This is a genomic window from Cryomorphaceae bacterium 1068 (assembly GCA_027214385.1).
GTDB lineage: Bacteria > Bacteroidota > Bacteroidia > Flavobacteriales_D > Cryomorphaceae > JAKVAV01.
In genome coordinates, this window is record JAPVXR010000001.1 from 462,777 (window position 1) to 480,100 (window position 17,324).

Below are 17,324 nucleotides of genomic sequence, written 5' to 3' on the forward strand. Positions count from 1 at the left end.
ATTGGACAAAAATAGATTTAAATTGTTCGGCGGAAGCCCTAATTTCGACGCATGGAAGAAACTTGGCATAATGAAGTAGTTCCAATCAATGAGCTGCCGGTGATCGAGGAAGTGTCATTTCAAAAGCATCCTGTTCGTTACATGACTTACAGAAGACTGTTGGCAGTAATCTTTTGGAGCTTCCCCATAATTGGGTTGACTATACCGGCTATAATCGCGCCCGGTATTTGGCTCGCCTTTATCGGCGGCGGATTGGCTTTTTTGATTCTTTTAAGTTTTATTGCCATACCCATCGGCTATAGAAAGAGGTCATATGCGCTCCGCGAAAGAGATTTGACTTATAAAAAAGGGTGGATTTTTTCCTCGATGATTACCATTCCTTTTAACCGAATTCAACACACAGAGATTTCACGCGGACCCATCGAGAGAAAATTTGAACTCAGTACACTTAAAATTTACACGGCAGGAGGAAGTACTTCTGACTTGTCTATTCCGGGACTTGAGGCTGATGAGGCCGAACAACTCAAAGAATTTGTAGCAAAGAAAGCCGCAATTTATGAGTGAAGAAAATAAGGATTGGGATATCCACGAGCCGACCCGTCAAAGTTACCTTGGAGTGATTGTATACCTGCTCAGGAATTTACGCGCTTTAGGGACTCTATTGATTTCGCTTGTTGCTGTTGCAGCAGCTGCTCCCATGTTTTGGACTATTATGGGCATTGCGATAATTCCGCTCCTCATCTTATTTGCACTATTCGCCTATTGGCAATACCGCAACTTCACGTTTCATGTAGAAGGAGATAATCTCATTATTCACAAAGGAGTACTGGTTAAAGACAGAAAGTCCGTTCCCATCGAGAGAATCCAATCCATTCAAGTCACCAAAAACGTGATTCAACGACTTTTGGGCTTGGTGGCTCTCAAAGTCGATACGGCGGGATCTCGTGGAAATGAGCTTGAAATTCCAGCATTAGAAAGAGACCGTGCCGACGCTTTACGCGATTTGCTTTATCAAAAGAAAGAGGCGCTTCTCATCACTAATACTAGTGAGACTGACGAAGTAACTGAGGTAGATCAGGCGGAAGCACCAAAAGCTAAGTTGCCCGAAGATGAAGGAAGAGTATTGGTCAAGTTGGGGCTATTCGATCTCTTGAAAGTAGGCCTTACCGAGAACCACCTGAAGACAGGTTTCATCGCGTTGGCATTCGTGTTTGGTTATGCTAGTCAGTATCAGGAACTGTTACAAGAATACATTGAAGGCTATGTCGACACTTACGCCTCTCAAGTTACGGATGCAGGAATAGCCGTTGTGATCAGCTTTTTGATTTTTTACGCTATTGTATCGGTGCTTATAAGTTTAGTCAGAACGCTCTTGCGGTTTTTTGATTTGAAGGCCGTTTTAAAGAGTGAAGCTCTTGAAATATCTACGGGTCTCCTGCAGCGAAACGAGTACCGCATTCCGAAAAACAAAATACAATACATTCAATGGGAGACGAACCCATTGAGAAAGCTTGCAGGTTACGAATCTGCTACCATCAAGCCGTCTAATTCAGTGGGGGAGGTAGCCAATAAACAATCCATTGAAATTCCCGCTTTACGGATAGAAGAAAGCAATTACCTGGCAACGGGAGTCTTCCCGGGAGCTCAAAAACCCGATGAGCATATTGATGGAGATCCATGGGCCTATGCTCGTTTGCACGCTATAATCGGTGCAATAATTTTCGCTCCACTCGCTGGAATCCTTTATTGGCAGTACTCCTATCCTGGTATCGCTATCTTACTTTTGGTCGGAATGTTTGCAGCCTATGGTTACCGATACGGTAAAACGGTTCGCGTCCATTTTGATGAAAAGCATGTCTATATTCTCCGAGGCTGGTTGTTTCCCAAACGAGTAATTCTTCCTTCATACAAGACTCAGTCGCTACAGCTCACACAGAATATTATCTTGAAGAGAAGAAAGCTCTGTCACCTCACTTTTTTTACTGCTGCAGGAAGCAAAACCGTTCGATTTCTGAATGAGCGTGAGGCTCTAGAAGTATATAACTCTTTGATATATGCAGTGGAGAAATACGAGGGTAGCTGGATGTAGTGATACGTGTAATTTTTCGAATTACTTATATTCGTTGCAACCAATCATCCGACAATGAAAACTACACTAACCCTCGTAGGTGCTTTTTTCTGTACCTTCTTCGCTTCCGCTCAAATGGAAAATGCTGCTTTTACCGAAACCGGTAGAGGTGCTTCGTTCGCTTTCGCAACTGATTATCATGCGCTGGGTATCAACCCTGCCAACCTTGCCTTTGGAAATCCATATAACAAAAAGTACACTCTTGGCCTGGGACAAACAGGTCTGTCTTTTTATAGCGAGGCATTCACTAAGGAACAATTGTGGGATGGGATAACCGATGTAGACGGGAGTTTGACTGCCGCTGAAAAGCAACAGGCAGGAATTGATTTTGCCGATTCTGACTATTCTGTAAATCTGTATACCACCATTTTCGGGTTTGCGGTGAATACGGAAAACGCAGGATATTTTGCAGTAAGTGTAAACTTCCGTACCTCTTTCTACTCCACTTTCAATGATGTGGGTGCGAGTCAATTGTTTACCGGATATATTGATCCGTACTTTGACCAGTGGGAAGTGCAAAATGAAGATGGTACAACGTCAATTATTCCCAATGGCGGTGCAGAATCAGACCGGCTTGATGACGTTCTCTTGGGTATTGCAAGTAATCCACAATTCGCGAGTGACTTGTACCGAGATTCAAGATTGAAGTCAATGGCATTTACTGAATTGAACTTTGGCTATGGACGCAATGTATACGAGAATGACGATATTTCTATCAATGCGGGGGTAGGAGTAAAGTACTTACAAGGTCTCTTCGTTGTAGATTTGAATCTAGAGGGAGGCCAAGTTCAAGATGCTTTCATCGCAGCATCTCCCGCGTTGGATATAGATCTTGGTGATGGCGAGGACAACCCCTCATTTCAAGAGGGTTCAGGTTATTCTCCCGTTGGTGATGGTTTTGGATTTGATATTGGTGTGAATGCGGAAATAAGTGATCAGTTTAGAGTTTCTGCTTCCATTACTGATATTGGGTCGATAAACTTTGATGGCAACGTATACAGCTCGGCCGATACGATCGTTTTCGATATTGAAACTCAAGGAATCGACAGCTATAATGTCTTCGGAAATTACGATTCTTTCGCTGGTGATGATGGTGTATTTGATTGGAAGGGGCAGCGCGAACAAAAGGTAAATCTACCTACCCAGTTTCGGGCAGGGTTTGGCTATTTTCATGATGAAAAACTCAGAGTAGGTTTGGATTTCGCTTTTCCTTTAAATGAAGAACCCGGAAATATTGAGAAAATGGCATTTGCTTTTGGAGCGGAATACCTCGTGGCCTCTTCAGTGAGCTTGTCGGCGGGAATTGGTGCAGGAGACAACTTTGGATTCAGAGTTCCGTTTGGAGTGAATTTCGTCATTAATGAAGGAAGCTGGGAACTAGGCGTAGCATCGAGAGATGTGATGTACTTCTTCCGTGATGATCGTCCCAATTTATCTTTTGTAATGGGACTACTTCGTTTCCGTTTTGGAGATATGGAGCAGGAGAACCCTTCAAGGATGTACTAGTTTAGTTTGTGCTAAATCCGAGTGCCCTGTATCTGAGTGACAAAGTGGTGTGACCTCTTTTTATACCTGACTTTCCTTAACGGTTCGTTTTTGGAATAGCTTTCAGGACTTAAAGATTTTTAGGAAAGGTGAGTGTAAGCGGCAATTCTTGTATGATTCCTTGCATGTCCCGACAAACTTGATTGAACTCTGTATTTTTAATCTCATTCGTTTTCGCTCGGTAAGTGTAGGAAAGTACTAGTTCAGTCATGTCTTTCATCTTTTCTGAATACAGGTAGTTAAATGCCGAATTATCTACAGTTTTTACGTCCAGAGGTATGATCAGAGGCAGAGGAAGTTTTACACTGGTAATCTGTTTGAAATTTACAGGGTAGGGGACATATACAGGATAGTTTTTGTACTCACAGTTCATACTGCTCACGTAGTCGTAAAGGCTTAAAGGCTCGTAATGCATCTGGTAAAACTCTTTACCCTCCTGTTCTATTGTTTTAAAAATCGATTGAGTTTCATAGACTTCGGTAATCTCGATAATATTGGCATTGAGATCATCAGAGATATTCAGCTTCTCTTTTTCAAATACATCGTAAAGCACACCATAGACCGCTCTAAACTCCTTCGATAATTCACGTGTAGAAAAGACATCGAGATACATGCGCATATAGTCTGCGTTCATTCCGCTCAAAGTCGATTTTACGGTAAGCATTCCGGCATTTTCGAAATCAACAATTTCAAAGGATTCTTCTATCAACATCGACGATTCATTGTCTTGTCCTTCCATCTCACTCAGTTCGGTACCTGTTTTCACCAAAAGCCCTAAACCGTAGTCAAAAGTTGCTCTCTTACCCAGGCTACCTCCTTGAAATGATACGGTAGGATCGATATAGTAATCTTCATAATCATAAGAAAAATAGGTGATAACATGATCGAAGATTTGGGCACCGGGTGCTAGGTCTCCAAGCCTGTGCTGCATCGTGGAATTTACTAGATACGGGTAGGCCTCTATATCCATCTCCTTTAAAAGGGAAACCAAGAGCAGCGTCTTGTCTTTGCAATCACCATAGCGCTGTTCGATGGTTTGGGCGGGTTGAAATGGTTTAATTGATCCTATCCCTGATTCTATCCCCATGTATCGAATCTCATTTTGAACCCATCTGATGATGGCATCTATCTTCTCTTCTTCCTTGTCTATTCCTGCTGTGATCTGCTCAAATAAGGTTGAGATGGCCAATTTACTTTCATTTTCCAGTTCAAAAATTTTCACGGCCCAATTGCTTACTGAGCTCATTTCGGGGAAAGCTGATACGAAAAAGTAAGGAAAAGCTATGTGCCAAGGTGGAGTAGATTCCTCAAATTCGAATGATTCTAAATTTGTTCTCACCAACTCTAGTTCTTCTATTTTTCCATTCTTATTCCACGTCGGCAAATCCTCCATATTCAATGCTGAAATGAAATACTCACTTTTCGGATCTTTTATTAAGCGAAGTCGGTAATAGTCAATAGGGTTTATAGATGCCAGAGCATAACTGCGGTAACTGTGACCTTCGAATATGGGATTCTCTCCTTTGATAGTGTAGGCATACTCTATGATATCCCCCTTTCTTATGTCTTCTAAGATATCGTGTGCCGTTACCGCACCGGTATAAATTCCTTGACTTAGGTTGTCTTCTCTGGAAAGAAAATCCAATGTCAGGTCTGAAGTTCGATCGATAATTTGATCGTCCCGAATTATTCGGAAATAGTGAAAATCGAGCTCATTGTAAATGGTATCAATCGTTATGCTAATTTCAGACGACCATGACACGCCTGTTTCAGTAAGTACGTGTGTTCTCGTGAAGAAATAGTCGTCTTTTGTAATCAGGTTAGTCTGGTAGTCAATCACCGATGTATAAGCACCACCAATCACATCATTCTTGGTTGTTTTTGAGGTAATTTCCGGGATCTCGTCTTTTACCCATTCGGGTATTTCGGTGAAAGCAATTTTCTGTCCCGATGTAATTACGCTTAGCAAAAGAAAAAAGCACAAAGCAATATGTTTCATAGACTAATGGAAATAAGAACACAAGTATAATCCATTTAAAATTTCAGGGCAAAAAACGGAAACCAAAGTGCCTATCAGAGCGGTAGCATATGTGCGTCTTTAGGTTTCTGAAAATGATCTTTATTTTCGGTAAACTTAAGTTTTAGCTTATCTTCATCAGAATTATGGAAGCTGAATTTCACAAAGATTTTCTTACTTATCTTCTCTTATTCGCCACCCACGCTGATTTTAATTTTGATGAAGAGGAAAGAGAATATATTCTTTCTAAGGTGGATGAATCGACCTTCAACCGGGTGAATCGCATTTTCGAAAAGCACAACGACATCCAGCGAATTGATCGAATTCGCTATTATATGGAAAAGGGAAACTATTCTCAAGCCGATGCGGCGACCCTCACTTCAGAAGTTTTAAAACTGTTCAAGGCCGATGGAGATTACTCCACCTTAGAGCAGAATTTGATGATCGGGTTGAAGCGGATATTGAAAAGTTACTCTTGAATTTGCTGTCCATAGCTCTCAGACAATTTCGAGATAAACCCTGACCAGCCGACACCGGCAGTTTTCTTCCCCAATCGCACTGCTACGATGTTCTTATCAGGACTTACAAATATGTATTGCCCCAAAATTCCATTGGCGTAGAATTCATTCTTTTCAGGAAAAAGCCACCATTGGTATTGATAATAGTCGGCACTCCCATTAGAACTGTCAACTTTTGTGGATTGGGCTACCCAATCTGCGGGTACGATTTGGGTTCCGTTCCAATTGCCTTTGTTCAAATAAAGTCGCCCGATTTTTGCGAAATCACGAGCACGCATGTTAAGGCAGCAAAACCCCTTCTCCAAGCCATCCTTTTTATCCAAACTCCAAGAAGCATCGAACTCCATACCAAGAGGTTTCCAGATTTTTTCCTCGAAATAGGCGCTTACCGCTTTTTCTCCGAGGGCACGAGAAAGAATGAGTGTGAGTATTTGGGTGTCTCCACTTACATAATTGAATTCCGCACCTGGTTCGTTTTCCAACTTTGCATGCGTTACCAGCCTTTCCAGGTTGCTACCGTAGTAGTAATTGGCTGCTTCACCGAATGGGTTGGCATAGCTCTCGTTAAACTTCAGGCCCGAAGTCATCTGAAGCAAGTGCTCGATTGTGACCTTGTCAAACCCTGCCTCCTTCAACTCGGGAATGTATTGGGTAACCGGTTCATCCACGCCGCTTATGATGCCTTCTTCAATAGCAATTCCATAAAGAATCGAAACCACCGATTTCGCCACTGAGAAAGATGTTACGATAGATTCTTCATCGTAGCCATTGAGGTAGTCTTCGATCAGAATGGTGTCGTTTCGAATCAGTAGAAAAGCAACTGATTTATACTCTTCCAGAAAATCTCTCCATGCCATCGATTCGCCGTCGGCAGTTATAGTCTTAGGAGGTTTCAAAGAATCACCGTAAGAAAATGTCCAGGTATCTGAAGGTGCTTGGATAGGTCGGTTTGCGAATTTCTTATAATCCTTGATGTCAGCAAAGTTGTAAATGATCATTCTACCTGCAGTGCACGAAGCAAGGATAATAAGCAGTGCTGAAAAAAGGAAGAGAAGACGTCTATTCATAGGGACCAATGTATAAACTTCCGCAGAAAAGAATTTACTCCGATTTCCAAAGAAAGTCTAGGTTCTCAGCAAGGTTGCTACATTTGACTCCCACTAATCATCAGCTCATGAAAACATCTCTACTCCTCCTTTCTCTGACCATTTCCTTTTTATCATTTTCGCAGGCTCTTCAAAACATTGAGAGTGTGGAGTACGACCATGAGAACAGCCGATTTTTGGTGTCGAATTCCAATTCGATAATTGCGATGGATCAACCTACCCTTGAATTGTCCTTCTTTGGTGATGGTGCTGCAGGATTTGGAATGGAGGTGATGAACAATACCCTCTTTGCCATCAGTAATGGAATAAAAGGGTACGATTTATCAACGGAAGAAGAGGTGATGAGCTTGAGCATTCCAGGTTCAGGCTTTTTGAATGGGATGGCCAGTGATGGTGTAAATCGACTTTGGGTCACTGACTTTTCCAATGGCAGAATTTACGAGATTGACGTGACCGATCTCGATAACCCGACTTCAGAAATGGTAGTGGCGAATACGGGTAGCACCCCCAATGGTATCGTTTATGACGAGACCAATGATCGTCTCGTTTTTGTGAATTGGGGAGGAAGTGCCGATATCAAAGCTGTAAATCTTCAAACGTATCAAGTAAGTACCTTGACCGGAACATCTCTTGGGAATTGCGATGGAATCGACAACGACGCAGCCGATAATTACTTTGTGAGTTCGTGGAGCCCTTTGCGGATCTCTAAGTTCAATTCCGACTTTTCAGGAACGCCCGAAACGATCGAAGCACCGGGAATTTCTAATCCTGCCGACATCTGTTACGCCAAAGAAATCGATACTCTCGCTATTCCAAATAGTGGTAATAATACAGTGACGTTTGTAGGTTTTGAAAACCCTCTCTCAGTCCGAGATCGAAGTGATGATCGCTTTCAATTCGGTACTATCGGGAACCCCATCACCAATCAGTCCTATTTTCAATTCACAACTACCACTCATACTCAGGTCGCTCTTTCCATTCTCGATGAATCTGGAAAAACGGTGGTAACCCTTATAGAGGGGATGCGAAGTCCCGGGGAGTACAAAGTTTTGTTGAATGGAGTCGAGCTCGCCACGGGTATTTACTTTGCGCAGCTTCGTATTGGGAATGATTCCAGTACCAAGAAGATTATTGTGCCTTAGTTAAGCACTCAAGGCACTATCCGCATTTTACGAAAAGTCAAATTAATTCTCCCTTCAGTCACCTTCTTGCTTTTGCGCAAAGTGTGCAACCAATGCTCTTGAGTGGGTGGTTTCATCAGCAAGAGACTTCCGTCATTCAAAAAAACTGAGCTAGTATCCTTGCTCCTTCTATGTTTAAAAGAGAATTTTCGTTCAGCGCCAAGGCTCACTGAGGCAATACATGCATTGGGGTCCAGTTCGGGTTCGTCATCGCTGTGCCAACCCATATAGTCTTCGCCATTGTGGTAAAAGTTGAGTAGACAGGAGTTGAAGGTTTCTCCCGATATTTTCTCAACTTCTGCTTTGATTTCCGCGAGGGTCTTCGACCAAGGCAAGGCTTTACGACTTACTTGCGAATAGGTGTACTCAAACGGCCGATCGCCATACCAAGCCGTAAGTCGGCGCATGGTGATTCGCTTGCCGAACATGACCACTTCGTCTTGTTTCCAGTCGACTTCTTTGGCCAATGCCCGAAACAGCTGCTCCGTTTCCGAGCTCAACCAATTCTCAAAAAGGTGGACGACTCCGTCTGCGGGAAGAAGGTTTTCGGAATGATTCATGGTGCTCTTAACAACTACATAGCTCTTCGGTTTAGCAATGCGACTTGAGTCACTCCGGGTATGATAGATCGGCCTTAACTTTACTCCAAACTACTATCGCCATGCACGCTAGACTTCTTTCTTTGCTTTTTGTCTTTTGGACATCTCTGCTCTTCGGGCAGACCTTGCTCGAAGTTCACTTGGAACCACTTGAGATTTCGGGTTTAGGTGGTGTTCAGTCCTACGCGGTTGGAACGCACGAAGGAGATTGGCTCATCATCGGTGGTCGACTTGACGGCCTGCACCGACGTCAGCCGTGGGCTTCTTTTGATGAGGCGGGAAACAATAACCAACTCATCGTGGTAAACCCTGAAGAAGGCGAATCTTGGTCAGCTCCGATCAGCAGTTTGGAGACCAACCTTAGAGAACAACTCAGCTCCACAAATCTTGAGTTTTATCAGCAAGGAGATTACCTCTACGTCATCGGAGGTTATGGCTTTAGTCCTTCCAATGATGACCATATTACCCATCCACGGCTGACTGCCGTTGATGTGCCTGCCGTAATCAGCGCTGTTAAGTCAGGCGGCGATCTGCAAGATCACTTCCGTCAAGTGGAGGATGAGGTATTTGCGGTAACGGGCGGTTACCTGGATTATATAAATGGAACCTATTACTTAGTTGGCGGTCAGCGGTTCGATGGGGCCTATAACCCTATGAATAATCCCACTTTCGTACAAGAATACACCAACTCCATTCGTAGATTTACCTTGGTCGATGACGGTGAAAATCTAGAGATCACGCATCTGGAAGAGTGGTACGATGCAGCAAATCTTCACCGAAGGGATTACAACGTCGTTTCCCAAATTATGCCTGATGGCTCTTTTGGGTTGACGGCATTTTCGGGCGTCTTTAATTCAGACGACTTGCCTTGGCTGAACTCTATAGATATTTCGGAAGATGGCTATACCGTTAACAACGATTTCACTCAATATTACAATCACTACCACTGCGCGCATATTCCGCTATACAGCGACGCTACCAATGAAATGCACACCGTTTTCTTCGGCGGAATGGCGCAGTACTATGAGGTAGATGGCGGTTTGATTCAGGACGACAATGTTCCTTTTGTGCGCACAATTGCTCAGGTTACCCGATCGGCCGATGGCAGCATGGCCGAGTACAAACTTGACAGTGAAATGCCCGACCTGCTGGGGGCGAGTGCGGAGTTTATTGCACTGGATGATTTGCCCATTCTTGAGAATAGAGTCATCGACTTGGATGCCTTGGAGGGAGATTCGATTTTGTTGGGATACATCTACGGAGGAATCAGAAGCACCGATCGTAATATTTTCTGGATCAACAACGGAACCCAAAGCGAGGCTAGCTCAGAAATATTGGCGGTTTATTTGGTGTTCGAAACCTTGTCGACGGGCGACGCGAATGAAAAAAAAAGTGATGGTTTAGCCTTAACGGTTTATCCGAATCCATCAACCGGAGATTTCACGTTTCGATTTAATCTGAAGGAATTAACTCCTGTCGAAATCGAATTAATCGACGAAACGGGGAAGCAAGTTTTCTCAAAAGTCTACTCTAGAGAGCAATGGACGGTCGGAGAAAATCTTCTTTCTGTCGACTTGGATTTACCTCCGGGAAATTACACGGTTCGCTTTATGGCGGGCGAACAGACCAGTAGCCAAAAAATCATTTTATTAGACTAAACGATTTCTCCTTCTCGTTTCAATACTACAGGATCGAGGTAAAGTGGTCCGCCCGGTAGAATAGAGGCTAAAGCCAAAAGTGCGAAGCTTGAAAATTTCCACTTGCGCTCAAAACCATTTAGTAAAGCTGAGCCCACATAGCCCAAAAACAAGACTCCGTGAGCCATTCCCACATAAGTTACCGCTTGCGGTATGTCGGCCATGTACTTCAGTGGCATGGCCACAAAAAAGAGCAGAAGAGAAGAGATTCCCTCCGCTTTTCCAATTAAGATAAATTGTTTCAGATTCATATTATTCCAGTAATGCTCCTGCTTCAAACAAGAGAGCTAGCTCGGCTACTTTTGTAATTATTCTTTGTCGAACGATGGCTGTTTGAGCATCATTCATATTCAACTGTGCGTTTCTCAATTCGATACCCGTAATCTGACCTGTAGCAAAGGCATCTTCACTTCGCTCGAAGTTGGTTTGCGCCACTTCGAGGTTTCGTTCGCTGATGTCGAGGAGTTCCAGATTAGTGAGGTAGGTGTCGTAGGCATTATTGACCAATTGCACGACTTCGTTCTCCGATCTTTTCGCTTCAACCTCAGCTATATCGCGGTTGAGTTTTGCATTGGCAATATTCCGTTGTACTCGATTTCCATCAAAAATATTGAACCGAAATGTCAGACCCGCGTTCCACCCAAGGTTCTCTTGGGTATTTAAGAAGTTGGCTTCAAAGTCGCTGTATTGGTATTGGTAAGCCGCATTGGCGGCCAATGTAGGCCAAATGTCGGATTGGGCTACGTCCAGGTTTTCTTCGGCCGTAAGTAGTCCATTGCGCGAACGTAAGTAAATGGTATTGGCTTCGAGTGCTCTTTTCAGGAGAGTTTCTTTATCCAGAAAAGCCGAAAATTCATAGTCACTGCCTAAAGCCAATGTCGTATCTGCAGGAATGCCCATGCTTACAAACAATGTTCTCAGGCTTTTGATGTATTCCAAATCTTTCTGAGCCAATTCAATACTGTCTCTCCTCAGATCTACTTCGGCATTTAATACTTGAAGCTTGTTGGTGTTACCATATTCATACCCTTGTTCGGCGCGTTCCAATCGCTTTTGTGATAGCTCAATGGTTTCTTCCAGAATCTCTGCCTCTTCCTTCAGCCGAAGTGATTCTAGGAATCGTGTAGAAACCTGAAGGGTTGTGCTCTCCATCGAAAGCCGTTGTCGCAATCTCCCGTCTTCGCTCAATGTTTCAAGCTGATTCAGGAAGTGCACGCGTCGGCCACCATTAAAAAGGACATATTCCAAATTGGCACTGGCACCATATCCAATTGTCGTTGCTCCATTTCCCTCGATAGGCCGCTGCTCAGGATTGGCGAAAGTGACTTCAGTATTTTGACTACTATATGAACCATTGGCCAATAGGAAAACTGATGGCATGAATCCCGCATTTCCGAGCTCGGCATTGTTTTGATCAATCTCGTACGAATAGCTCGCTACTTGAATGTCGTAATTGTTTTCCAAAGCGATGGCAATGGCTTGATTCAAGTCGATTTCCTGAGCCGAGATCGATTGCACCATCAGTATTAGTACAAGGAAAAGTTGTATACCTATTCTCATGATTCGCTGAAAGTTATTTTTTCTTGATTCGCTCTCTTCACCGCTTGTTCCATCGACTCCCGTGAGGGTTTTTCTCCTACCCAAAGCCATTTTGCCAATACTTTAACTCGATTGGTGAGTGTAAGTGTAATTGGCAAAAAGATGATGATGAGAAGAGAACCAACGATCATCCCGTAAGCAATCGAAATGGCCATTGGGATGAGGAATTGCGCTTGGAAACTTTTCTCAAAAATCAGTGGTCCAAGTCCCGCTGAAGTGGTAATGGTAGTCAGGAAGATGGGTCTAAAACGAGAGAGAGTCGTTTTCTTCAGAGCATCGTTGAACTTGATTCCCTCTCCCAAGTAGCCATTGAAGGCATTGATATAAACGAGGCCGTCATTGAGTAATACCCCTATCAAAGCAATTAATCCCAAGAAGCTAAGAATACTCATGGGTTGGTCGTGGATGTAATGCCCCCAAGCCGCTCCGATCAATCCGAACGGGATCAGCATCAGTAAGGCGAAAGATTGGCTGTAAGAACGGAAGCTAATAATGAGCAAGGCCAAAATCAAAATCAAGATCACAGGGCCAACTGTCGCAATTGATTTTTGAAGCTTTGCCGTGTCCCTTTGCTGCCCTTCCATGCTCACATCAATGCCCGGGTATTTTGCCAAAATAGGAGGAAGGAGCTCTGATTGAACTCTGCCCAAGAGCTGCACCACATTGGTTTCCAGCGAGGCTATTTCTCCCTCGAGCGTGATCTCTCTTCTTCCATCGCGGTGGTTGATGGCGATCAATCCGTTTTGGCGCTCCAAAGTGGCAATATCCTTCACCGCAACCAGCTGCCCATTCGGTGCGCGCACTTGCATGTTTTCAAGCTGGTCAAGACTTTGTCGGTCTTCACGTGCATAGCGCACCCAAACTTTTGTTTCGTCATCACCGCGTTGCAGGCGTTGAGCCTCATAACCGAAGAAACCACTTCTGATCTGGCTAATCAAACCGAGCTCGGTGAAGCCCATTGCACGCCCTGCATCATTCAATGATACGTTTAGCTCAGGCTGATCTACCTTATCGTTGGTGATCAAATCTTTTGCCTCACCTGTTGCCATAATGGCCACTTTGAGTTCATCAATGGCTGCTCTTAAGTTATTGTAGTCATTTCCTGCCAGTGAAATATTGATCGGCTTTCCAAAAGGACTTTGCGTAGCATAGCTCAACTTTTCCGCTCTGGGAATAGGTCCAACAATTCTTCGCAGATCATTCGATATATCGAAGCTCCTGATATTTCGTTCTTCCGATCCGACTAAATAAATAGTGGCCAGGGCTTCATTGCTTTGTGGCCCATATCGTACCTCGTAGTCCGTAAAAAGCTCTTTGCCTACATCTTCTCGATCAGCGTATTCTTTGTTCAGTCTGATCACCCTTTCCATGATGTAATCCATGGTTTCTACGGTCACTCTTTCTGATGTTCCTGAAGGCAGTTCCAAGGTCACATTGACCGTGTTCTGTTCGATATTCGGGAAGAAAACACCTTGTATTAATCCACCTTTGAAGGCTCCGATGGTAAGGATAAATGCTGCAGTTACAACCAAGGACGTGAAAAGCTTATGGTGAATTGTGAAGTTCATGATGGGTTGGAAAACCACATCCCGAAACCTGATCAATAGTTGCTCAACCTGTTCTTTTATTTTGTTTGGATGAGCCTCATCTGAAAGGTCTTTAATGTGTGCCAAGTGAGCCGGAAGAAAGAGTAATACCTCGATCAAAGAGAAGCCCAATGCCGCGATAACGACGATGGCTACGTCACCGAAAAATTCTCCTAAACGACCTTCTATGAAAAGGAAGAAGGCAAAGGCCACACAAGTGGTAAGGATGGCCGAGAGAACCGACGGAAACACTTCTGCAGTTCCATCAATTACCGACTGAAGTCTGCTCTTACCCCGTTCATAATGCTGGAAGATGTTTTCTCCCACGACGATTCCGTCGTCCACCAAAATACCGATCACCAAGATCATCCCGAAAAGGGACAGTACGTTAATGGTGATCCCAACCAAGTTGGCGATAATAAACATCCCCAAGAAAGAAATCGGGATACCTACGGCAACCCAAAAAGCCAGTCTGATTCTCAAAAAGAGCGCGAGAAGAATAAAGACTAAAACCGCCCCTAGAATTCCATTTTCCTGAAGCAGAGTAATTCGTTCCTTGAGTGTGACTGTTCCATCTTGGATCAAAACCAACTCTACGGCACCACCTCGTTTGTTAAAATCCATCAGGTATTGATCCACGGCATCTGCCGCATCCAGAATGTTTTCTTCGTTCAATGTATTTACCGTGATGGTAATGGCTTGTTGCCCATTGAAAAAAGCAGCATTCGTGGTTTCGGCTCGATCTTCACGAAGATCTGCCACATCCCGTAGTTCCACTCGACGCCCGTCGGGCAATACTTTTATCGTGAGATCCAGAAGCTCATCTGCTGAGTATTCTTTGTGATCAGAGCGAATGATTGTTTCGGTGTCGGCCATGATTCGTCCTCCTGTCACCTCAATGTTTTGCTGACCGATAGCGTTGGCAATGTCCTGAAAGCTCAATCCAAAGGAGCGAAGGTCGTTCTCGCGCACCGCCACTTCTACCTCCTCTTCAGAGTATCCATAAACGCTCACTTGAGAGATGTTTGGCAAAGAGCGCAATTCATCTTCTACAAGATCAGCGGTTTCTTCCAAGGTGTTTATGTCAACATCACCTACCAATGCCAATTTAGAAGTGAAGTTGACCACCTCCTGGACAAAAACCACAATTTGCTCCATTCCTTCCGGAAAATTCGAAATTTGATCCACGGCATTCTTGACATCCTGCAATACCAAATCAGCGTTGGCTTTGGTCTCAATCTCGACAAGAATATTTGCGGCGTTTTCGCTACTGGTAGAAGTCACACGGTCTATGCCCGTTACTCCTTTCAGGTTCTCCTCTATTTTTAGGGTGATTCCCTCTTCAATTTCACTTGGAGAAGCTCCGGGATAGATGGCGTTGATTTGGATAAATTTTTCCTTTTGAGCTGGAAAAAACGAGGTGTTCATTCGCTTCGCCGAGATCACTCCGCCAATGATCACGAGGAACATGGCCAAGTAAACCAGCAATTGATTTTGAACACAAAATGCGATGATCTTTTTCATTCAGCCAGATTTACGGGTGCTACTTTCGATCCATTCAATGCTTCGTTATGCTTGTCAATTACCACGTCTACCGAACCCTTGAGGCCAGAAATGATCGCTTGCTCGCCATTTTTATAGGCGACCTCTACTTTTTGGAGTGTAGCAATAGAATCCTTGATTAGGTAGATTTGGTCTTCCCCGACCAATGCCTCCAAAGGAATGGCAATGGCTTCTTCGACTTCACCTGCAGGAATTTGTCCTTTCAAATAAATCCCACTCTTCGCTTCGGGGTCTGTAATGGCAGCGTAGACCTTCACCTGCTGCGTTTGGGGATCTACCGAATCATTGATTCGAACCACCTTCGCTTGGTATTCCTTCCCCGTGTTGATGTCGGCCATGGTAAAGGTCGTCCCCACTTTCATGTAATCCACCTCGGTGTAGCTCACACCCGCTTCGATTTCGTACTGCCCCGAGCTAATGATCGTTCCCAAGGGCTGACCCGTTCGTACCAATGATGATTCGTCCAATTCAACTTTCGTCAAAGACCCGCGAAACGGAGCGCGAATGGTGTGTTTGTCAAAGCGCGTTTCCATTTCGGCAACACTGTAGTATTCTGAAAATACTTTTCGACCGCTCAGGAATAGCTTTAGCTTCTTGTCTTCAACCTCAGGGAGTGGTGGCAGCTTTTTATCGGTGTCAATTTCAAAAAGGTATTCTTCCCATTCTGAGGCAGCATCGACAAAATCGAGTTTTAGATCGGGAATAACAGAGGCCAGCAAACTTTGAAAATTGCTGCGCTTGGCGCTGAGGCTGCTTTGCAGTTCATCGCTATTGATGCGCAACAAGACTTCGCCTTGACCAAAACTCACCCCTTCTTTAAACGGCTTCGAACCAAAAGTCGCTCTTCCGCCTACTTCGGCATAAAGCATCACCGATTGCTTAGGAATCAACCTTCCGGTAATCGGGATAGTGCGCACAATGGTGTTTGGAGTCATCTTTTTGAGTTGAACAGCAGTGAGCATCTGAAACTCTTTGGGCTTTTCTGCTCCTTCCTTTGTCAGCATTCCGGAAAGGAGGAAGGCGAGCGCTAGAATAGCGACTCCGGCGAGGACGATAATGATTTGTCTTTTATTCATTGGGTTGAATGGAATTTATAAATCTTGTCATGGCTTCTGCCAATGCTTCTTCGGGAGTTTTCAAGCCAAAAAACTGACTCTTGGCGAGGTCAGCGGGAAGCTCGGTGGCAAAAAATGTATAGCCCTTTATCAGGGAAATGAAGTTTGTTACCAAGTCGAGGCACTCGTCTTCTCTTCTTGAAATCTCTTGGATCAGGGAAGTCACGATTTCTCGGGTTTGGCACATTCCGGAAAAAACAGTCTCTCGAAACCAGGCAGGATTGTCGGTAGTGAACATTAAGGAATGCAGGGCCGCGTGCTCCGTTGCAAAGCGAAAACGGGCTTTCGCCATTGCCAGCAGTTTTTCTTCGGGATTATCTTGGCTCATCCTTGCCTCCATCAAGGAAGCACTCAACGTTTCAAATCCATTTTTTAAAATGGTTTGAATCAGATGATCCTTGTTGTCAAAAAACTGATAGAGCACGGGAGGCTTGTAATCCAAACGTGCCGCGATGGCACGTACGGTTACCTTTTTCCAGCCTTCTTCCTTAGCCAAATTCAGGGCTTCGGAGATTATGCCTTCTCGGGTTGCAGACTCTCGTTGGGTGATTGTCGGTTTCAATTCGGGTACAAAAGTGGGGAATCTAACTTAGTTAGATGGTGAATTGTTCAAGTTTTTGAAATTATTTTTAGTTACCAATTTTGAGAAAACCATGTCAGGTATATCACT

Annotated in this window: 14 protein-coding genes; 6 read left to right on the forward strand and 8 right to left on the reverse strand. The window is 44.1% G+C overall.

From position 1 onward, the window contains the following. The first annotated feature begins 51 nt into the window (after positions 1-51). The 3 genes from O3Q51_02015 to O3Q51_02025 are packed head-to-tail and all read left to right on the forward strand — an operon-like array spanning position 52 to position 3,634. The gene (locus tag O3Q51_02015) at positions 52-564 is read left to right on the forward strand and encodes a PH domain-containing protein (protein MCZ4407567.1); all 513 of its coding nucleotides are present in this window, start codon (positions 52-54) and stop codon (positions 562-564) included. Further along, positions 557-2,089: a PH domain-containing protein gene (locus O3Q51_02020; GenBank protein ID MCZ4407568.1), complete on the forward strand. Its 1,533-nt coding sequence runs from the start codon at positions 557-559 to the stop codon at positions 2,087-2,089. The genes O3Q51_02015 and O3Q51_02020 overlap by 8 nt, the downstream gene beginning before the upstream one ends. A gap of 54 nt (positions 2,090-2,143) precedes the next feature. Beyond that, the gene (locus O3Q51_02025) at positions 2,144-3,634 is read left to right on the forward strand and encodes a DUF5723 family protein (GenBank protein MCZ4407569.1); all 1,491 of its coding nucleotides are present in this window, start codon (positions 2,144-2,146) and stop codon (positions 3,632-3,634) included. A gap of 109 nt (positions 3,635-3,743) precedes the next feature. On the opposite strand, the gene O3Q51_02030 is transcribed toward O3Q51_02025, so the two are convergent. Beyond that, on the reverse strand, positions 3,744-5,672 hold the full coding sequence (locus O3Q51_02030; GenBank protein MCZ4407570.1) for a DUF3857 and transglutaminase domain-containing protein: 1,929 nt from the start codon (positions 5,670-5,672) through the stop codon (positions 3,744-3,746). A gap of 164 nt (positions 5,673-5,836) precedes the next feature. Here O3Q51_02030 and O3Q51_02035 point away from each other — a divergent pair, with 164 nt between their 5' ends. After that, on the forward strand, positions 5,837-6,169 hold the full coding sequence (locus O3Q51_02035; GenBank protein ID MCZ4407571.1) for a hypothetical protein: 333 nt from the start codon (positions 5,837-5,839) through the stop codon (positions 6,167-6,169). Here O3Q51_02035 and O3Q51_02040 read toward each other — a convergent pair. After that, complete coding sequence (locus tag O3Q51_02040; GenBank protein MCZ4407572.1) at positions 6,160-7,275, reverse strand: serine hydrolase; 1,116 nt, start codon at positions 7,273-7,275, stop codon at positions 6,160-6,162. The genes O3Q51_02035 and O3Q51_02040 overlap by 10 nt on opposite strands. A 107-nt stretch (positions 7,276-7,382) precedes the next feature. On the opposite strand from O3Q51_02040, the gene O3Q51_02045 reads away from it, so the two are divergent. Then, complete coding sequence (locus O3Q51_02045; protein MCZ4407573.1) at positions 7,383-8,456, forward strand: T9SS type A sorting domain-containing protein; 1,074 nt, start codon at positions 7,383-7,385, stop codon at positions 8,454-8,456. 8 nt (positions 8,457-8,464) lie between these two features. Here the strand turns inward: O3Q51_02045 and O3Q51_02050 are convergent, their stop codons facing one another. Beyond that, on the reverse strand, positions 8,465-9,055 hold the full coding sequence (locus O3Q51_02050; protein ID MCZ4407574.1) for an alpha-ketoglutarate-dependent dioxygenase AlkB: 591 nt from the start codon (positions 9,053-9,055) through the stop codon (positions 8,465-8,467). A gap of 101 nt (positions 9,056-9,156) precedes the next feature. On the opposite strand from O3Q51_02050, the gene O3Q51_02055 reads away from it, so the two are divergent. After that, positions 9,157-10,752, forward strand: a complete 1,596-nt coding sequence (locus O3Q51_02055) for a T9SS type A sorting domain-containing protein (protein MCZ4407575.1) — start codon at positions 9,157-9,159, stop codon at positions 10,750-10,752. Here the strand turns inward: O3Q51_02055 and O3Q51_02060 are convergent. From O3Q51_02060 to O3Q51_02080, 5 genes are read right to left on the reverse strand one after another with little or no spacing between them, the layout of a single operon-like run. Then, on the reverse strand, positions 10,749-11,042 hold the full coding sequence (locus O3Q51_02060) for a DUF3817 domain-containing protein (protein MCZ4407576.1): 294 nt from the start codon (positions 11,040-11,042) through the stop codon (positions 10,749-10,751). The genes O3Q51_02055 and O3Q51_02060 overlap by 4 nt on opposite strands. A 1-nt stretch (position 11,043) precedes the next feature. Further along, positions 11,044-12,351, reverse strand: a complete 1,308-nt coding sequence (locus O3Q51_02065) for a TolC family protein (protein MCZ4407577.1) — start codon at positions 12,349-12,351, stop codon at positions 11,044-11,046. Beyond that, a complete protein-coding gene (locus O3Q51_02070; GenBank protein ID MCZ4407578.1) occupies positions 12,348-15,500 on the reverse strand; it encodes an efflux RND transporter permease subunit in 3,153 nt (1,050 codons plus the stop codon). The genes O3Q51_02065 and O3Q51_02070 overlap by 4 nt, the downstream gene beginning before the upstream one ends. Then, a complete protein-coding gene (locus O3Q51_02075) occupies positions 15,497-16,615 on the reverse strand; it encodes an HlyD family efflux transporter periplasmic adaptor subunit (GenBank protein MCZ4407579.1) in 1,119 nt (372 codons plus the stop codon). The genes O3Q51_02070 and O3Q51_02075 overlap by 4 nt, the downstream gene beginning before the upstream one ends. Then, entirely contained in the window at positions 16,608-17,216 is a 609-nt protein-coding gene (locus tag O3Q51_02080; GenBank protein ID MCZ4407580.1) for a TetR/AcrR family transcriptional regulator, read from the reverse strand. The genes O3Q51_02075 and O3Q51_02080 overlap by 8 nt, the downstream gene beginning before the upstream one ends. Between the last annotated feature and the right edge of the window lie 108 nt (positions 17,217-17,324).

Excerpts from the sequence above, each read along its gene's own strand:
- O3Q51_02015 (MCZ4407567.1), top strand. The coding sequence starts at position 52 with ATGGAAGAAACTTGGCATAATGAAGTAGTTCCAATCAATGAGCTGCCG.
- O3Q51_02020 (MCZ4407568.1), top strand. The coding sequence starts at position 557 with ATGAGTGAAGAAAATAAGGATTGGGATATCCACGAGCCGACCCGTCAA.
- O3Q51_02025 (MCZ4407569.1), top strand. The coding sequence starts at position 2,144 with ATGAAAACTACACTAACCCTCGTAGGTGCTTTTTTCTGTACCTTCTTC.
- O3Q51_02030 (MCZ4407570.1), bottom strand. The coding sequence starts at position 5,672 with ATGAAACATATTGCTTTGTGCTTTTTTCTTTTGCTAAGCGTAATTACA.
- O3Q51_02035 (MCZ4407571.1), top strand. The coding sequence starts at position 5,837 with ATGGAAGCTGAATTTCACAAAGATTTTCTTACTTATCTTCTCTTATTC.
- O3Q51_02040 (MCZ4407572.1), bottom strand. The coding sequence starts at position 7,275 with ATGAATAGACGTCTTCTCTTCCTTTTTTCAGCACTGCTTATTATCCTT.
- O3Q51_02045 (MCZ4407573.1), top strand. The coding sequence starts at position 7,383 with ATGAAAACATCTCTACTCCTCCTTTCTCTGACCATTTCCTTTTTATCA.
- O3Q51_02050 (MCZ4407574.1), bottom strand. The coding sequence starts at position 9,055 with ATGAATCATTCCGAAAACCTTCTTCCCGCAGACGGAGTCGTCCACCTT.
- O3Q51_02055 (MCZ4407575.1), top strand. The coding sequence starts at position 9,157 with ATGCACGCTAGACTTCTTTCTTTGCTTTTTGTCTTTTGGACATCTCTG.
- O3Q51_02060 (MCZ4407576.1), bottom strand. The coding sequence starts at position 11,042 with ATGAATCTGAAACAATTTATCTTAATTGGAAAAGCGGAGGGAATCTCT.
- O3Q51_02065 (MCZ4407577.1), bottom strand. The coding sequence starts at position 12,351 with ATGAGAATAGGTATACAACTTTTCCTTGTACTAATACTGATGGTGCAA.
- O3Q51_02070 (MCZ4407578.1), bottom strand. The coding sequence starts at position 15,500 with ATGAAAAAGATCATCGCATTTTGTGTTCAAAATCAATTGCTGGTTTAC.
- O3Q51_02075 (MCZ4407579.1), bottom strand. The coding sequence starts at position 16,615 with ATGAATAAAAGACAAATCATTATCGTCCTCGCCGGAGTCGCTATTCTA.